The organism is Nocardia bovistercoris (genome assembly GCF_015674855.1).
GTDB classification, from domain to species: domain Bacteria; phylum Actinomycetota; class Actinomycetes; order Mycobacteriales; family Mycobacteriaceae; genus Nocardia; species Nocardia bovistercoris.
This window is the reverse complement of record NZ_JADMLG010000002.1, coordinates 693,280-710,087: the sequence shown is the minus strand read 5'-3', so window position 1 is coordinate 710,087 and position 16,808 is coordinate 693,280. Positions and strand designations below refer to the sequence as shown.

The following is a 16,808-nucleotide window of genomic DNA, read 5'->3' as shown; positions in this document are numbered from 1 at the left end:
GTGCGTTGTCGTCCGGGTGCACGGTGCGACACACACCGGCCAATCCAGCCTAGCGAGGGGGACCGACAAAAACCGCCGGAGAAGCGAACCAGGGCCGTGACCGCGCCCGCCTCGAGGTGCTCCGCCATGGAACAGGCTAGGGTCGGATCCATGCTTGACGTGACGCGCGTACGGGCCGACACCCCTGGTTACGACGCCGATTCGGGTCTGGTCTTTCTCGACAGCGCCGGCTCGTCGCTGCCGCCCCGCGTGGTCCTCGATACGGTCGTCGGCCACCTGCGCCGGGAAGCAGAGGTCGGCGGTTATCGCGCCGCGAATGAACGGCTCGACGACCTCGCCGCGATCAAGACCGCCATCGGCGCGCTGATCAACGCACCCGCGAGCAGTATCGCGCTCAGCGACAGCGCAAGCCGGTCGTGGAGCGATTTCTTCTACTCGGTTCCGCTGGCCGAGGGCGACCGCGTTCTCATCTCCGAGGCCGACTACGCCAGCAACGCCATCGCCGCGCTGCAGCGGGCTCGCGCGGTCGGCGCCACCGTGGAGAAGATTCCCAGCGACGGCAGCGGGCAACTCGACACCGACGCGCTGGCCGCGATGGTCGACGAACGCGTCAAGTTGGTCTCGGTACTGCACGCGCCGACCAACGGCGGACTGGTCAACCCGGCCGCCGAGGCCACCGTGATCGCGCATTCGGTCGGCGCGCTGGTCCTGCTCGACGCCTGCCAGTCGGCCGGGCAGATACCGCTCGATGTCGCCGAGCTCGACGTGGACGCGCTGTCGGTCACCGGGCGCAAGTGGCTGCGCGGGCCGCGCGGCACCGGATTCCTGTACGTGCGCCCCGAACTCGCCGCCGCGATGGAACCGCAGCGACTTGACCTGCACAGCGGTGTCTGGGACGCGCCGGACCGCTATCGGCTCGCTCCCGACGCCACCCGCTTCGAATTCTGGGAATGCGACGTCGCGGCCCGGCTCGGACTCGGCGCCGCCGTGCGCTACCTGCTCGACCTCGGCCCCGAGAACGTGTACGCGGCCATCGCCGCCCGCGCCGAACACCTGCGTAAAACGCTGCCGCAGATCTCCGGGGTCACGGTGCGTGACCTAGGCATCCGCCACAGCGGGATCGTGTCCTTCACCGTCGACGGCGTCGACTCCGTCGCGGTGCGCGACCGGCTCGCCGAACAGGACATCACCGTCACCGTGAGCCACGCGAGCTCGACCCTGCTCGACATGACCGCGCGCGGACTCACCTCCGTGGTCCGCGCCTCACCGCACTGCTTCGTCGGATACGACGAACTCGACCGGTTCGTCGCCGCCCTCGCGGCGCTGTAGCGGCATGTCACAGCGTGAACTGGTGGTTCTCGGCACCGCGAGCCAGGTGCCGACGAAACTCCGCAACCACAACGGTTACCTGCTGCGGTGGGGCAACGAAGGCATCCTGTTCGATCCGGGCGAAGGCACCCAGCGGCAGATGACCTACGCCGGTGTCTCGGCCACCGACATCACCCGGATCGCGCTCACCCACTTCCACGGCGACCACTGCCTCGGGCTGCCCGGCATCGTGCAGCGCATCAACCTCGACCGCGTGCCGCACCCGGTGGACGTGTACTACCCCGCGTCCGGGGAGATCTACTACCAGCGGCTCTGCAACGCCACCGCCTACCACCGCACGGTCGAGATGCGCGCACACCCCATCGCCGCCCCCGGCCCCCTGCAAGCCCCCGGCGCGCCCTTCGGCCTCACCGCGGTGCGTCTCTCGCACCCGGTGGACGCGTACGGTTACCGCGTCACCGAACCCGATGGCTTCCGCCTGAACCCGGAACGCCTGCGCGCGTTGGGTTTACGCGGCCCCGCCGTCGGTGAATTGCAGCGCTCGGGCCGAATCGAGCACGAAGGCCGCACCGTCACCCTCGGCGAAGTCGGCGAACCCCGCCCGGGCCAGAGCATGGCCTTCGTCATGGACACCCGGCTCTGCGACGGCGTCCACGAACTGGCCGCGGGCGTCGACATGCTCGTCATCGAAGCCACCTTCCTCGACGACGAGTCCGACCTGGCCGCCGAACACGGCCACCTCACCGCCGCCCAAGCCGCCCGAGCAGCCGCCAAGGCCGGAGCCCGAACCCTCGTCCTGACCCACTTCTCCCAGCGCTACCGCACCCTCGACGGCCACCGCACCGAAGCCGCCCGCCACTTCTCGGGCGAGATAGTCATAGCCGAGGACCTGGCCAGAATCCCACTCCCACCCCGCCTGTGACCATCCCTGTCAGTCGAACAGTTCCTCGATGCGTCCGATAGTTCCGGCGCGGATCGCCCAGCTCTCGATCTGCTCGATGTCGGTGCAATCGGTGATTCGTCGCCGGCCGGCGGGAGTGATTTCGATGCCGTTCGCGGCGAGCAGCATGAGCACGATCTCGATTCCTGCTTCGAGCCTGCCTTCGACTCTTCCTTCGAGTCGCCCCTCGGCTTTGCCTTCGGCTTTGCCCTCGGAGTGGTACCTCCGGGCGAATTCGGTCTGGTATTCGTAGCCCTGGAGTCCGGCGGTCATAAGTGCCTCCCAAGTTTGTCGAGTTGCGTGGGGCAGCCTCGAGAAGACGATGTCATGGTACAGCGTCGCCCTTCCGCCACCGATGGCCTTGATGGCGGCGAAGATGAAATATGTTCTGGAACAATATATTTCGATACCCAATTGAAATGGTGGGTGTGAGTTGGAGTGATATCTCCGAACTGGAATGTGTGGTCTCACTCTATGGGAATGGTTGCAACACAGAAGTTTTCGTTGGAAATTGCCGGCGGGGGCGTGGCGGGATTCGCGGAGGGGTCCGTCGTGGTTTCGACTTCAATCGTTTGCGGTGGTTAACACCGGGCCTGATCAGCGGGATTATTGATACAGGTCGGGACGGTGAGCGGGTCCCGGCGCGGGGTTAGCGGTAGAGGAGTGGAACGTGAGTAGGTTCACCGACGAGATGTACGCGACGGCGCGGTCCACCACGCGGGGTCTGGTCACCGGTGAACCCGGTGCGCCCGTGCGCCGGAGCTGGGGTGAGATCCACACGCTGGCCAGGCGCATGGCGGGCGGACTCGTCGAAGCGGGGATCGGGCACGGTGACGCGGTGGGCGTGCTGGCGGGGATGCCCGCCGATATCGCCCCCGCCTGCCAGGCCATCTGGATGCGCGGGGGCTCGATCACCATGCTGCATCAGCCGACGCCGCGCACCGATCTCGTGGTGTGGGCGCGTGACACCGAGACCGTGCTGCGCATGATCGACGCGCGGGCGGTCGTGCTCGGCGCGCCGTTCGAGGCCGCCGAACCGCTGTTGCGCGAGCGCGGGATCACCGTCGTGCGCATCGACCTGCTCGGGGACGGTCCCGAGATCGACCCGGTGCCAACCGTCGAATCCGATATCGCTCTGCAGCAACTCACTTCGGGCTCGACGGGATCGCCGAAGGCGGTGCGGATCACGCACGAGAACTTCTGGGTCAACGCCTACGCCATGTTCGACCGGGTGAAATTCCAGCTGGACCAGGACGTGATGATCAGCTGGCTGCCGCTGTTCCACGATATGGGCATGGTCGGATTCCTGAGTGTCCCTATGCAATTGGGTGCCGAGGTGGTGTGCGTGACCCCGATCGACTTCCTGACCAGGCCGCTGCTGTGGGCCGAGCTGATCGGCAAGTATCGCGGAACCGTCACCGCCGCACCGAATTTTGCCTACTCGCTGCTGGCCCGGCGGCTCGAACAGGCGCCGGACGGCGCATTCGACCTGAGCAGCGTCCGCTACATGTGGAACGGCGCGGAACCGGTGGACCCGGACACCATGGACCGACTCGGCGCGGCGGGTCGGCGGTTCGGACTCGACGCCGCCGCCCTCACCCCGGTCTACGGCATGGCCGAGACCACCTTGGCGGTTTCCATCCCGGATCCCGGCCTCGGTCAGGTGATCGACGCGGTCGACGCCGAACTGCTCGAGGCGATCGGGAAGGCCGTTCCCGTCACCGACGACCACAACCATCACGCCACCGTGCGCAGACTGCCGACCTTGGGTCATCTGGTCGACAACCTGGAGGGTCGGGTGGTCGACGCGGAGCGGCAGCCGTTGCCGATCCGGTCGGTGGGAGTGATCGAATTGCGCGGTCCCGCGGTCACCGCGGGCTATGTCACCGTCGACGGGTTCGATAACGCTCTCGACGCCGACGGCTGGCTCGACACCGGCGATATCGGCTACTTCACCGAAGCGGGTCTCGTCGTGGTCTGCGGCCGCAAGAAGGACGTCATCATCATGGGCGGGCGCAATATCTATCCGACCGATGTCGAGCGGGCCGCCGTGCGCGTGGCGGGTGTGCGGCCGGGCAACGCGGTGGCGGTCCGCCTGGACGCCGGACAGAAGCGGGAGAGTTTCGCGGTCGTGGTCGAATCCAACGAACACCGCGACCCGGACGCGGTCAAGCGCATCGAGCGCGAGATCGTGCACCAGGTGTTCGCCGAGGTCGGCGTGCGTCCGCGCACCGTCGCCGTGCTCGGGCCCGGCGCGCTGCCGAAGACCTCGTCGGGCAAACTCCGGCGCGCGGCCACCGCCGTGCACGTGGCCTGACCGGGGCCGTTTCAGGTCCGGTTGTAGACGGCCAGACTGAGCGCGAGTCCGAGGATCAGGCCGACCGCCGACGCCAGCGCCGCCCATTTGCCGTACTTCTCACCCTTGTTGTTGGCGAGGTAGCCGAAGACGATCCCGGCGGGCCCGAACAGTATCGGGCACAGCAGCAGGGCCAGTGCCGCGCACACGAACGCGACGATGCTCAGGGTCGGCGGGTCGGGCGGTCGGGAGGGCGGGATATCGCCGGGATACGGAGGTGTCGTCATCGCGCCTTCCTGTCGGTTCGGGAACACCGTCCATCTCGAGTCGGGTACACGCTCGTCCGTGGCCTGCCTGCTACTCGAGTCGCGCCGCTACCGGTCGGGATCGTCGGTGATTTCGATGGCGGCCGCCTCCGCGGGTCGGTCGTCCTGCGCGGCGTCCTCATCCCGCTTGGCGCGTGGCGTCCATTCCTGACGGAGTTCCTCTTCGATGCCGAGCCTGCCGTCATCGTCGTTCTCGTGATATCGAATGCGCAGGTCACTGGGCGGATCCTCGATGGTGCTCTCGTATTCGCGGATCTCGTCGGCCTGTTCGTCGTCCCCCATGTCCATATCGAGCGGTTCACGGTCCATGATTCGAGTATTCCCCTCGAGCGGGCCGGTGTCGGGGATCGCCACCGCTCGGCGGCACGGAATCGCCCGATCTAGGACAGGCTGCTGCCGAATCCGGCGATGCCGATCACCAGCACGACCAACAAGATCATGACGAGCAGGACCACACCGTTCGCGATCGCCGCCCATTTCCCGAGCGGTTCGCCCTTGGAATGGCCGACGAAACCGAGGACGATGCCCGCCGGTCCGGTGATGAGGCAGGGCAGGAAGCAGAAGGCCACCGCGCCGACGACCGTCAACCCGATGCAGACGAACGACACGATCGACCAGGTCTGGGTCTGTGTCACCGACTGCGGTCCGTACGGCGCATACGGTGGTGGTCCGTACGGCTGTTGATAGGCCGGTTGCGGATAGGGATTCGCTTGGGGATAAGGGCCGGGCTGGGGATAGTTGCCCGCCTGTGGATAAGGGCCCGCCTGTGGATAAGGGCCCGCCTGTGGATAAGGGCTCGGCTGGGGATACGCCGTCGGTTGCGGATACGGCTGTGGATATCCCGGCGCGGGCTGTGGAGGAATCGGCCCCGACTGCGGCCCGTATCCCGGCATCGGCTGCCCGTACGCCGGTGATTGTGGATATCCCCCCGCCTGTGGATAGGCGGGATGACTCGTCGGCCCCGCGGCCGGATACCCACCGGGCGGTGTGTAGTGCGGCGAGTCGGATCCCGACGGACGGAAGGCCGTGGTCTCCGCCACCACGTCCTGCGGTTCCGGCTGACTTCCCCACGTGTTCGGGACCGCGTCCCACCCCGACTCACCGGGCTGATGAACCCGCGTCGCCTCGACACGCGCCGGATCGACGGCGTCCGCCTTCTCCAGACTCGGACGCCAGTCGTCCTTCGGTGTGCTCATATCGTGCTCCCCTCCCAGAAATCCCCGATACGGCTACGTCGGCCGTGCGGAAGACCGCGAAAACGACCGTCGACCGGGGCGGACACGCCGACGGCCCGGACCTGCGTCCGAGCCGACTGCGCGCTGTGCCGAAATATCAGGCGTTGCCGTTGAACAGACCCGTCACGGACCCGTTCTCGAAGACCTCGCGAATCGTGCGAGCCAGCAGCGGCGCGATCGAAAGCACCGTGAGCTGCGGGAACTTCTTCTCCTCGGTCAGCGGCAGGGTGTTGGTGACCACGACCTCCTTGGCGCCGCTTGCCGTGAGGCGTTCGGCGGCCGGATCGCTGAGCACGCCGTGCGTCGCGGCGATGACCACGTCACCGGCGCCCGCGGCCTTCAGCACGTTGACCGCGCCCGCGATGGTGCCGCCGGTGTCGATCATGTCGTCGATCAGGATGCAGGTGCGGCCCTCGACCTCGCCGACCACGCGGTTGGCCTTGATCTGATTCGGGACCAGCGGGTCGCGCGTCTTGTGGATGAACGCCAGCGGCGAGCCGCCGAGCGAATCCGCCCACTTCTCCGCGACGCGCACGCGACCGGCGTCGGGGGACACCACGGTGATGTTGTCGAGGCTGTAATTGGTGCGGATGTACTCGGCGAGCTGCAACTGCGCGTGCATGTGGTCGACCGGTCCGTCGAAGAAGCCCTGGATCTGATCGGTGTGCAGGTCGACGGTGATGATGCGGTCGGCGCCCGCGGTCTTGAGCAGGTCGGCGACCAGGCGGGCCGAGATGGGCTCGCGCCCGCGGTGCTTCTTGTCCTGGCGCGCGTAGGGGTAGAACGGTAGGACCGCGGTGATCCGCTTGGCCGAACCGCGCTTGAGCGCGTCGATCATGATCAGCTGTTCCATGAGCCACTGGTTCAGCGGCGCGGGGAAACTCTGCAGGACGAAGGCGTCGGAGCCGCGCACCGACTCCTCGAAGCGAACGAAGATCTCCCCGTTGGCGAATTCGCGCGCGACCTGCGGAGTGACGTGGACGTCGAGTTCCTTGGCGACCTGTTCGGCCAGCTCAGGATGAGCGCGTCCCGAGAAGAGCATCAGGTTCTTCTGGTTGTCGATCCATGACGCGGTCACTACTGTTTGCCATCCTTTTGCTCTGTTACCCGAACCGAATTGTCGTCGACCGCGGGCGTCACTGCCGTCGCGGCCGCAGCGGCACGCGCCGCGTCCGTGTCGGGACGATTGCGCTGTACCCAGCCTTCGATGTTCTTCTGCGGTCCGCCGGACACCGCCAGTGCTCCAGGTGGAACGCTTCTCCGCAGTACAGTACCCGCTGCCGTGTACGCTCCGTCACCCACGGTCACCGGCGCGACGAACATGGTGTCGCTTCCGGTGCGCACATGTGAACCGACCACCGTGTGATGTTTGCGTACCCCGTCGTAGTTGACGAAAACGCTGGACGCGCCGATGTTGCTGTGCTCCCCGATGGTGGCGTCGCCGACATACGTGAGATGCGGCACCTTCGAGTGCGCGCCGATGGAGGCGTTCTTGGTCTCGACGAAGGCGCCGAGCTTGCCGGATTCGCCGACCACGGTCCCCGGCCGCAGGTAGGAGTAGGGGCCGATGGTCGCGCCGGGGCCGATCGACGCGCCCTCGCCGTGCGTGCGCACCACCTTCGCGCCGTCGCCGACCATCACGTCGGTGAGTGTGCAATCCGGACCGACCTCGGCGTCCTCGCCGACGACCGTGGTGCCGAGCAGTTGCACACCGGGACGAAGCACCGCGTCGCGGCCGATCTGCACGCCCGCGTCCACCCAGGTGCTCGCCGGATCGATCACCGTCACTCCCGCGCGCATGTGCCGCTCGAGAATGTAGCGATTGAGGGTGCGGGTCGCCTGGGACAGCTGTACCCGGTCGTTGACGCCGGTGACCTTCGCCGCGTCGACCAGGCGCGCGCCGTGCACGGGATGCCCCGCCTCCCGCGCCAGCCGCAGCACATCGGTCAGATACAGCTCGTGCTGGGCGTTCGCGGTCGACAACCGGCCGATCATGGCGCGCAGCACCCGTGCGTCGAACGCGTACACACCGGAATTCACCTCGGTGATCGCGGCCTGCTCCGGGGTGGCGTCGGCATGTTCGACGATCGCGGCGACACCGCCGTCGGCATCGCGCACGATGCGCCCGTACCCGTTCGCGTCGTCGGGGACGAAGGTCAGCACGGTCACCGCGGACCGCTCGGAATAGCTGCGGTGCTCATCGAGCAACGCGCTCAGGGTGTGGCCGTCGAGCAACGGCACGTCGGCGGAGGTGACCAGCAGATCGCCGGTGAAATCCTCCGGCAGCGAACGCAGGGCGCACTGCACGGCGTGGCCGGTGCCGAGCTGTTTCTCCTGCAACGCGGGGACGATCTCACGCCCCAGATCGGCGGCCACCGCGCTCACCGCGGCGCCGACTTGTGCGCGGTCGTGCCCGACGACGGTGATGAGATACGAAGGGTCGATCTCGTTCGCCGCGTGCAGTGCGTGCGCGAGCATGCTCCGTCCGGCCAGCGAATGCAGCACCTTCGGGGTCTTCGACCGCATTCGCGTCCCGGCTCCGGCGGCGAGAACGACGACGGCGGTCTGCTGTGGCATGGATCTCCCTCGGCTGCCTGACATCGTGGTTGGCGGCTTCGTGTTCGTTCGGCGACTTCGTACTGAGTCACAGCTTCGTACTGGGTCACGCTTGTACTGGATCACAGCGCGCCGAGTCCACGGCGCCGTGCTGTGGATCAGCGATGTGCGCGGCCAACGATAGGCCATCGTGCCGCTGTGCTCCGCCGCCAGGACTCGAACCTGAACTATCTGAACCAAAATCAGAGGTGCTGCCATTACACTACGGCGGATCGTCACACCGGCGAATCGCATGATCCACCGCTGTGCCCACGGCACGGGATGAATCCTCGCACGAGACCGGGCTCCACGTCGAGCTAGCACGCCCACCGGCGGAATTCCGCCGTCGCACACACGCCGCGCGGCCGACCCGCGACAGGCGCGCCGCCGCCGAGATCGATTGGCGCATTCGGTGAGTCGACGGGCCGGCGCGGCGCGGCCGGAAGCTGTCTGGAACAGTTGTCGCGAACGTACCGTCCGGGCAGGGAGGCACAGTATGCGCGCACCACACTTCCTCGAAGCACAGTCGACCCCGAAGGCACATGCGTAACTCGCCGGGAGCGGCACGCAACCGATCCGACGCCGACCCGTCGCCGACCGGCGACAAGACACTGCCGACCGGCGACAAACCGCGTCGCGGCGCAGGCCCGGCGCGGCCGAGGATGACCGGCACCCAGCGCCGCCAGCAACTCATCGAGATCGGTCGCGCACTGTTCGCCGAACGCGGCTACGAAGCCACATCCATCGAAGAGATCGCCCAACGCGCCCAAGTCTCCAAACCCGTGGTGTACGAACACTTCGGGGGCAAGGAAGGGCTCTACGCGGTGGTGGTCGACCGCGAGATGTCGATGCTGCTGGATATGATCACCTCCTCGCTGACGCAGAACCGGTCAAGAGTGCGCCTCGAACGAGTCGCGCTCGCGTTGCTGACCTACATCGAGGAACGCACCGACGGATTCCGAATCCTGGTGCGCGACCAGCCCGCCGCAACCGACGACGGGCGCTACTCGAGCCTGCTCAACGAGGCCGTCAACCAGGTCGCGCACATCCTGGCGGGCGACTTCGAACGCCGCGACTTCGACACCAGCCTCGCCACGCTTTACGCACAAGGCCTGGTCGGCATGGTGTCCACCGCGGCTACCTGGTGGTTGGATGTGCGCACGCCGCCCAAAGAGGTTGTGGCAGCCCATTTGGTGAACCTGTGCTGGAACGGGTTGAGCAACCTCGAAGCGGACCCGCAGCTGAGCTCGGAGTGGCCGACGGCCGCGAGCGAATGACTCGAGTTTGTTAACCAGCGAATTGCGATGGAGGCCCGGCCGAATGCTCGAATTGGTTAACGCACGACCACCGGATGGTACCGTTCACGCATCCTCTGGGTGCTGTTCGGGCGGTATGTCGGTCTTACTTCGGGATGTCGGTCTACTTCAGGATGGCTGGGTTCAAGAAATGACAGGCGGATCTGATGGCTAGGCAAGCGCGCGCGGAGATCACGCGCGATTCCGTCCTCGCGGGCGCTGCCGATGTCTTTCTGCGTTTGGGATATGCGAATGCGAGCCTGAGCGAGATCATCGCGCAGTCGAACGTGACCAAGGGCGCCTTGTACTTTCACTTCGGGTCGAAAGAAGAACTCGCCCGCGCCGTGGTCGACCAAGGCAACGAACGCCTCGTCGGCTCGTGCCAAGGGTTCTTCGACCCGCGAGTGCCCGCGCTCGAGGCGTGCATCGGGATCACGTACGTGGTCGCGGACCTATCCATGAACGATCCGATGGTCGGGGCGATGCTCAAGCTCACGCATCAGATCGGCGACTACCGTGGGGCCCAGGGCGACAATATCGCCAAGAACTGGGGGGGACACCTATCGGTTGCTCGCCGAGCGGGCCATCGCGCAGGGGGATCTCGACGCGGAGCTCGAGCCCGAGACGATCGGGACTTTGCTGCAGGAGATCACCGCCGGAGTGCACATCGTGGCGGTGGGGACCGAGTCGATCGATCAGATGGCTACTCGGATGGAGCGGGCTTGGTACTTTTTGTTGCCGTCGATTGTGCCTGGTGAGAAGCTTTCGTACTTTCGGGAATTCGCGGCGAGGCGGCTGCGGAGGTATGTGCCGTAGGGATGGCGGTGTGGTCTGGCCGGGGCTCGTGAGGTGACCCTCGGTGGTGTGGCGGTGGTGGCTCCAGGTGGGGTGAGGGCGGTGTTTAGACTCGATTTGCTGTCAACCATCGCCTGAGTGCAGGAGTCTTCGATGTCATCGCACCGTCCACCTCTCGCCGGGCTGGCCGCGGTGGCCTGCGCCGACGTCGGCTTGCGGACTGTCGCCGAGTTGGTGGGGAAGTCGTCGGTCGAGTTGGTGGCGCCTTCGGCCGCGCGGGCGTTCGTCGCCGCGACGGTGGCGGGGCGGCAGCCGTTGGTTGTGGTCACCGCCACGGGGCGAGAGGCCGACGATCTTGTGGTCGAGCTCACCGAGATGGTGGGTGGGGGGGTTGCTCAGTTCCCGTCGTGGGAGACGTTGCCGCATGAGCGGTTGTCACCGGGTGCGGATACGGTGGGGCGCAGGCTCGAGGTTTTGCGGCGGTTGGCCCATCCTGAGGACCCCGTCTTCGCCGAGCCGTTGCGGGTGGTGGTGACCACCGTTCGGTCGTTGATGCAGCCCATGGCGGCGGGCCTCGGGGACATCGCGCCGATCGTGTTGCGGGTGGGGGCGGAGTTCGACTTCGACGAATTGCTCACGCGGCTGGTGGAATTCGCGTATACGCGGGTCGACATGGTCGGTAAGCGCGGGGAGTTCGCGGTGCGGGGCGGGATCCTCGATCTCTTTCCGCCGACGGCCGACCATCCGGTGCGGGTGGAGTTCTGGGGGGACGAGATCAGCGAGGTGCGGCCGTTCGGGGTCGCGGATCAGCGGTCGCTCACCGATGTCGCGGTGGATGTGGTGGTCGCGCCGCCGTGTCGGGAGTTGCTGCTCACGGCGGCGGTGCGGGATCGGGCCGCCGCGGTGGCCGCCGACAACGCCGCCGACGCGGCGTTGGTGGAGATGTTGGAGAAACTCGCCGAGGGGATTCCGGTGGACGGGATGGAGGCTTTGCTGCCCGTCCTGCAACCGGGTGAGCTGTGCCTGTTGACCGAGGTGCTGCCGCACGGGGCGCATCTGCTGCTGTGTGATCCGGAGAAGATCCGTACTCGGGCCGCCGACCTGGTGCGCACGGGTGAGGAGTTCCTCGAGGCGTCGTGGACGGCCGCGTCCTTCGGTGGCGCCGCACCGCTCGGCGGGCACGGGCTCGACCTGGCCGCTTCCGGATATCGCGGGCTGTCCGAGATCCACGAGAGCGCCGACCGGCTCGGGTTGCCGTGGTGGACGTTGAGTCCGCTGACCTCGGGTGATCCCGCCGAAGTCGTATTGCCGGTGCAGGCGGGTCCGACGGCGCGCGGGTCCGACGAGCTGGTGGCGACGATCTTCGCCTCGCTGCGCGCGCATGTCGCCACCGGCGGCCGCGCTGTGGTCGTCGTGGCCGGTCACGGCACCGCGCAGCGCATTCTCGAACGGCTCGCCGACGCCGAAGTGCCCGCGGGCACGCTGGCGGCGGGTGCGGAACCGGAGTCGGGTGTGGTCGGGGTCCTGTGCGGGTCGCTGCACGACGGACTCGTCTTCGACGACGCCGGACTCGTGGTGGTCGCGGAATCCGATCTCACCGGAAACCGGGTCACCGCGCCCGCCGAGGGCAAGCGGCTGCCCGCCAAACGCCGCAATCAGGTCGACCCGCTGGCATTGCACGCGGGCGACATGGTCGTGCACGATCAGCACGGCATCGGCAAGTTCGTCGAGATGATCGAACGCACCGTCGGCGGCGCGCGCCGGGAGTACCTGGTCATCGAATACGCGCCGGGTAAACGCGGGCAGCCGGGGGACAGGCTGTTCGTGCCGATGGAGTCGCTGGATCAGCTCTCCCGCTACGTCGGCGGCGAGATGCCGAGTTTGTCGAAGCTCGGCGGCTCGGACTGGGCGAATACGAAACGTAAGGCGCGCAAGGCGGTTCGTGAGATCGCCGGTGAACTGGTGCAGCTGTACGCGGCGCGCCAGGCGGCGCCGGGGCACGCCTTCGGAGCGGACACGCCGTGGCAGCAGGAGATGGAGGACGCGTTCGCGTTCACCGAGACCGTCGACCAGATGACGGCCATCGCCGAGGTCAAATCCGATATGGAGAAGGCGGTGCCGATGGACCGTGTGGTCTGCGGTGACGTCGGTTACGGCAAGACCGAGATCGCGGTGCGCGCGGCGTTCAAGGCGGTGCAGGACGGCAAACAGGTGGTTGTCCTTGTGCCGACCACCCTGCTGGCCCAGCAACATCTGCAGACCTTCACCGAGCGGGTCGCCGGGTTCCCGGTCACCGTGAAGGGACTGTCGCGGTTCACCGATCCGGGCGACTCCCGCCAGGTGCTCGAAGGCATGGCCGAGGGCGGGGTCGACATCGTGGTCGGCACGCACCGGCTGTTGCAGACCGGGGTGCGCTGGAAGGACCTCGGGCTGGTGATCGTGGACGAGGAACAGCGCTTCGGCGTCGAGCACAAGGAACACATCAAGGCGCTGCGCACCCACGTGGACGTGCTGACCATGTCGGCGACCCCGATTCCGCGCACCCTGGAGATGAGTTTGGCAGGCATCCGCGAGATGTCGACCATCCTGACGCCGCCCGAGGAGCGCCACCCGGTGCTCACCTATGTCGGCGGGTACAACGACAAACAGGTCACCGCGGCCATCCGGCGCGAACTGCTGCGTGACGGCCAGGTGTTCTACGTGCACAACCGGGTGTCCTCGATCGACAAGGCCGCCAAGCGGATTCGCGATCTGGTGCCGGAGGCCCGGGTGGTGGTCGCGCACGGGCAGATGAACGAGGACCTGCTGGAGCAGACCGTGCAGGGCTTCTGGCAACGCGAATTCGACGTGCTGGTGTGCACGACGATCATCGAGACCGGACTCGACATCTCCAACGCCAACACCCTGATCGTGGAACGCGCGGACGCGCTCGGTCTTTCGCAGTTGCATCAGCTGCGCGGCCGGGTCGGGCGCAGTCGGGAACGCGGATACGCCTACTTCCTTTACCCGCCGGAGAAGCCGCTCACCGAGACCGCCTACGACCGGCTGGCGACCATCGCCCAGAACTCCGATCTCGGCGCCGGCATGGCCGTGGCGATGAAGGACCTGGAGATCCGCGGCGCGGGCAACGTGCTCGGCGCCGAACAGTCCGGGCACGTCGCCGGTGTCGGGTTCGACTTGTATGTGCGGCTGGTCGGCGAGGCGGTGGAGGCGTATCGCGCTGCCGCCGACGGAAAACCGATCACCACCGAGGAGGTCAAGGAGGTCCGCATCGATCTCCCGGTGGACGCGCACATCCCGCCCGACTACATCGCCAGCGACCGGCTGCGGCTCGAGGCGTATCGCAAACTCGCGGCGGCACAGCATGATTCGGCGCTCGCGGCGGTGGTCGATGAACTCGTTGACCGCTACGGCCCGCTGCCCGTCGAGGTCGGGCGCCTGGTGTCGGTGGCGAAACTCCGGTTGCTCGCCCGCGAATACGATGTCACCGAGATCGCCGTCACCGGAACGACATTGAAGATCTCGCCGCTGCTGAACCTGCCCGACTCCAAACAGCTGCGGCTCAAGCGCATCTACCCGAGCGCCGGCTACAAGGCGGCCAGCGGCGTGGTGCAGCTGCCGTTGCCGCGTGTGCAGGACAGCGTCGGCGCCGATCGCGTACGCGACGTGCGATTGCTGCAGTACGTCGCCGATCTGCTGCTCGCCCTCGACGGTAAGGCGCAAGGCGCGGTGGATTTGACCGTCGCGACCGAGGTGTCCGCGAGCTGATGGGCGCACCGGGTGAGTCGGGACGCACACCGGACGTGCGCGGCGCGGACCGTGGTGAGGTCGGCGGTCGGGATACCGCTGTGCTCGCGGCGAGTCTGACCGATGCCGTCGATGTGATGGACCGGTTGTGGAATTTCGGCGGCTGGGAGGTCACCCAGACTCATGATTCGCTGCGGCCGTATCTGCTCGAGGAGACCTACGAGCTGCTCGACGCCATCCAGCACGAGGACGCGGCGACGATCAAGGAGGAACTCGGCGACCTGTTGCTCCAGGTGCTGTTCCACTCCAGGATCGCCGAGGCGGCAGGTGAATTCACCGTCGACGACGTGGCCGCCGCCCTCGTCGCCAAGCTCGTGCACCGCAGTCCGCATCTGTCGGACTCCGGCGCGGATGTGAGCGCGTCGGTCGCCGACAAGATCGCCGCCCAGGAGGCGGCGTGGGAGCAGCGCAAGTCCGCGGAGAAGGCGCGCCGTTCCTGCCTGGACGGCATCGCCGTGGCGCAGCCCGCGCTGGCATTGGCCGAGAAGGTCGTCGCCCGCGCCACCAAGGCGGGCTTGCCCGACGACCTTGTGCCCGACGATCTGCGGGTGGTCCGGTTGGGCGGCGCGGACAGCGCCGAGGAACGCCTACGCAAGGCCACGCTGACCTTCGCCGCTCGCATTCGAGAAGCCGAGGACGCGGCCGAATCCGCGCGCGGTGCTCGACTGCCCCTCGCCGCGACGGACTGGCGCACGCACTGGCGGTGACCGCGCCTCTCCGGTATGGGGACCGCGGAATCGGCCGCCGAGTGCATCGCGGACGAATTGTCCGGTTTTTCGGATGTGTCGGTGTGCGACAAGTCCGATTTCGATGTCGATGATCTCGACGCGCGCGCTCCGCGCATCATCGCGCTGCACCTACGGCGACGGCGAATTCCCGACCGGCGCCGAACCGTTCTTCGATGCGCTCGATCGCCGGATGCCCGATCTGACCGGATTGCCTTTTGCCGTATTCGGTCTCGGCGATTCGGGTCACCTGCTAATCGCGGTGGCGAGATAGCGGCAGGAAAGCTGATCGCGCGCGGGGCGAACCAGTTCGGCGTGCGCGCCCGCCGCGACGCGTCCACCGAGGTCCGGGTGCGGGATGTGGCGCGCGAAGTGAGCGCGTTCGCCACCGCCGAGCGCGGGTCCGCGCCTGATAACCACCTGAGGATCGACCCCGGCGTGTGGGCGGTGCGGCGCCTCAGCGCCTTAGACTGGCGGTAGCGCTCGGCACGGTCGTCGCGCGCGGCGATCCACGAGGTGAACGAGATGGCAGGCGAGGCGAACCCGGCGCGACAGGACCGGCGGGCGGATCGCCCGTTTGCCGTACCGGATGCGAGCGAACCGCGTGCGTCGCGGCGCGGGGTGGCGACTTCGCGGGAATGGGCCGAGAATTAACTATGAGCCGGTTTCTCGAACAGTGCTCCACCAATTGAAAGCCGGCGCAACAATAATCGGGACCACTACGATATTTATCGTGCGGAAAGGCGGCGCGAACGCGCCGAACGGAAGGGGATCATGAGCGTCACACTGGCCAAGGGCGGAAATGTTTCGCTGTCGAAGCAGGCCCCGAACCTGACCAAGGTTTCGGTGGGGCTCGGCTGGGACACGCGCACCACTACCGGGGCCGACTACGACCTCGATGCGAGCGCGCTCGCCACCGGAGCGAATCAGAAGGTGCTGTCCGACCAGCACTTCATCTTCTACAACAACCTGCGCTCGCCGGAGGGCACCATCGAGCACACCGGTGACAACCTGACCGGTGAGGGCGACGGCGACGACGAGACGATCAACGTCGACCTGGCCGCGACCCCGCCGTCGATCACCAATATCTTCTTCCCGGTCTCGATCCACGACGCGGATGCCCGAGGGCAGTCGTTCGGGCAGATCCGCAACGCCTACATCCGTGTCATAGATGCCGTCACGGGCGCGGAGCTGGCTCGCTACGACCTCACCGAGGACGCGTCGACCGAGACCGCGATGGTGTTCGGCGAGCTGTACCGGCACGGCCCGGAATGGAAGTTCCGCGCCATCGGCCAGGGCTACGCGTCCGGTCTCGCGGGTATCGCCCGCGACTATGGCGTGCACATCTGAGACGAGTACAGGAACCCGGCGCGGGGGGGGGGGGGGCCCCCCCCCCGGCCGGGGGGGGGGGGGGGGGGGGGGTGACCCCGGGGGGGGGGGCGGGGGGGCCCGGGGGGGGTGGGGG

General features: G+C 67.3%; 14 protein-coding genes, 1 tRNA gene and 1 pseudogene. 9 read left to right on the top strand and 7 right to left on the bottom strand.

Going from position 1 to position 16,808, the window contains the following annotated elements; genetic code table 11:
* The first annotated feature begins 150 nt into the window (after positions 1-150).
* Positions 151-1,329 (top strand): aminotransferase class V-fold PLP-dependent enzyme, encoded by a 1,179-nt coding sequence (locus IT779_RS07275; RefSeq protein WP_196148365.1) that lies wholly within the window; start codon positions 151-153, stop codon positions 1,327-1,329.
* Between the two features lie 4 nt (positions 1,330-1,333).
* On the top strand, positions 1,334-2,251 hold the full coding sequence (locus IT779_RS07270) for a ribonuclease Z (RefSeq protein ID WP_196148364.1): 918 nt from the start codon (positions 1,334-1,336) through the stop codon (positions 2,249-2,251).
* Between the two features lie 9 nt (positions 2,252-2,260).
* Here the strand turns inward: IT779_RS07270 and IT779_RS07265 are convergent, their stop codons facing one another.
* Positions 2,261-2,542 (bottom strand): RpnC/YadD family protein, encoded by a 282-nt coding sequence (locus tag IT779_RS07265; protein WP_196148363.1) that lies wholly within the window; start codon positions 2,540-2,542, stop codon positions 2,261-2,263.
* Between the two features lie 397 nt (positions 2,543-2,939).
* Here IT779_RS07265 and IT779_RS07260 point away from each other — a divergent pair, with 397 nt between their 5' ends.
* Complete coding sequence (locus IT779_RS07260; protein ID WP_196148362.1) at positions 2,940-4,586, top strand: fatty acyl-AMP ligase; 1,647 nt, start codon at positions 2,940-2,942, stop codon at positions 4,584-4,586.
* An 11-nt stretch (positions 4,587-4,597) separates the two neighbouring features.
* Here the strand turns inward: IT779_RS07260 and IT779_RS07255 are convergent, their stop codons facing one another.
* From IT779_RS07255 to IT779_RS07230, 6 genes are all read right to left on the bottom strand, one after another.
* The gene (locus tag IT779_RS07255) at positions 4,598-4,852 is read right to left on the bottom strand and encodes a hypothetical protein (RefSeq protein ID WP_198428217.1); all 255 of its coding nucleotides are present in this window, start codon (positions 4,850-4,852) and stop codon (positions 4,598-4,600) included.
* An 87-nt stretch (positions 4,853-4,939) separates the two neighbouring features.
* On the bottom strand, positions 4,940-5,200 hold the full coding sequence (locus IT779_RS07250; RefSeq protein WP_196148361.1) for a hypothetical protein: 261 nt from the start codon (positions 5,198-5,200) through the stop codon (positions 4,940-4,942).
* A 71-nt stretch (positions 5,201-5,271) separates the two neighbouring features.
* Positions 5,272-6,087 (bottom strand): hypothetical protein, encoded by an 816-nt coding sequence (locus IT779_RS07245; protein WP_196148360.1) that lies wholly within the window; start codon positions 6,085-6,087, stop codon positions 5,272-5,274.
* Between the two features lie 136 nt (positions 6,088-6,223).
* Positions 6,224-7,204: a ribose-phosphate diphosphokinase gene (locus IT779_RS07240; RefSeq protein ID WP_196148359.1), complete on the bottom strand. Its 981-nt coding sequence runs from the start codon at positions 7,202-7,204 to the stop codon at positions 6,224-6,226.
* Entirely contained in the window at positions 7,204-8,703 is a 1,500-nt protein-coding gene (gene glmU / locus IT779_RS07235) for a bifunctional UDP-N-acetylglucosamine diphosphorylase/glucosamine-1-phosphate N-acetyltransferase GlmU (RefSeq protein WP_196148358.1), read from the bottom strand. The genes IT779_RS07240 and glmU overlap by 1 nt, the downstream gene beginning before the upstream one ends.
* Before the next feature lie 180 nt (positions 8,704-8,883).
* A tRNA-Gln gene (locus IT779_RS07230) sits at positions 8,884-8,954 on the bottom strand.
* A 429-nt stretch (positions 8,955-9,383) separates the two neighbouring features.
* Between IT779_RS07230 and IT779_RS07225 the strand changes: the two genes are divergently transcribed.
* The 6 genes and pseudogenes from IT779_RS07225 to IT779_RS07200 all read left to right on the top strand — a co-directional run bounded on the left by IT779_RS07225 (position 9,384) and on the right by IT779_RS07200 (position 16,693).
* Positions 9,384-9,998 (top strand): TetR/AcrR family transcriptional regulator, encoded by a 615-nt coding sequence (locus IT779_RS07225; protein WP_196148565.1) that lies wholly within the window; start codon positions 9,384-9,386, stop codon positions 9,996-9,998.
* 185 nt (positions 9,999-10,183) lie between these two features.
* Positions 10,184-10,832 (top strand): annotated as a pseudogene (locus IT779_RS07220) (TetR family transcriptional regulator).
* Between the two features lie 132 nt (positions 10,833-10,964).
* The gene (gene mfd / locus IT779_RS07215) at positions 10,965-14,579 is read left to right on the top strand and encodes a transcription-repair coupling factor (RefSeq protein WP_196148357.1); all 3,615 of its coding nucleotides are present in this window, start codon (positions 10,965-10,967) and stop codon (positions 14,577-14,579) included.
* Between the two features lie 116 nt (positions 14,580-14,695).
* Positions 14,696-15,325 carry a MazG family protein gene (locus tag IT779_RS07210; protein ID WP_232541544.1) on the top strand — a complete coding sequence of 210 codons (630 nt, stop codon included), beginning with the start codon at positions 14,696-14,698 and terminating at the stop codon, positions 15,323-15,325.
* 73 nt (positions 15,326-15,398) lie between these two features.
* Positions 15,399-15,617 carry a flavodoxin domain-containing protein gene (locus IT779_RS38710; protein ID WP_332838697.1) on the top strand — a complete coding sequence of 73 codons (219 nt, stop codon included), beginning with the start codon at positions 15,399-15,401 and terminating at the stop codon, positions 15,615-15,617.
* A gap of 500 nt (positions 15,618-16,117) precedes the next feature.
* Entirely contained in the window at positions 16,118-16,693 is a 576-nt protein-coding gene (locus IT779_RS07200; RefSeq protein ID WP_196148355.1) for a TerD family protein, read from the top strand.
* Positions 16,694-16,808 lie beyond the last annotated feature (115 nt).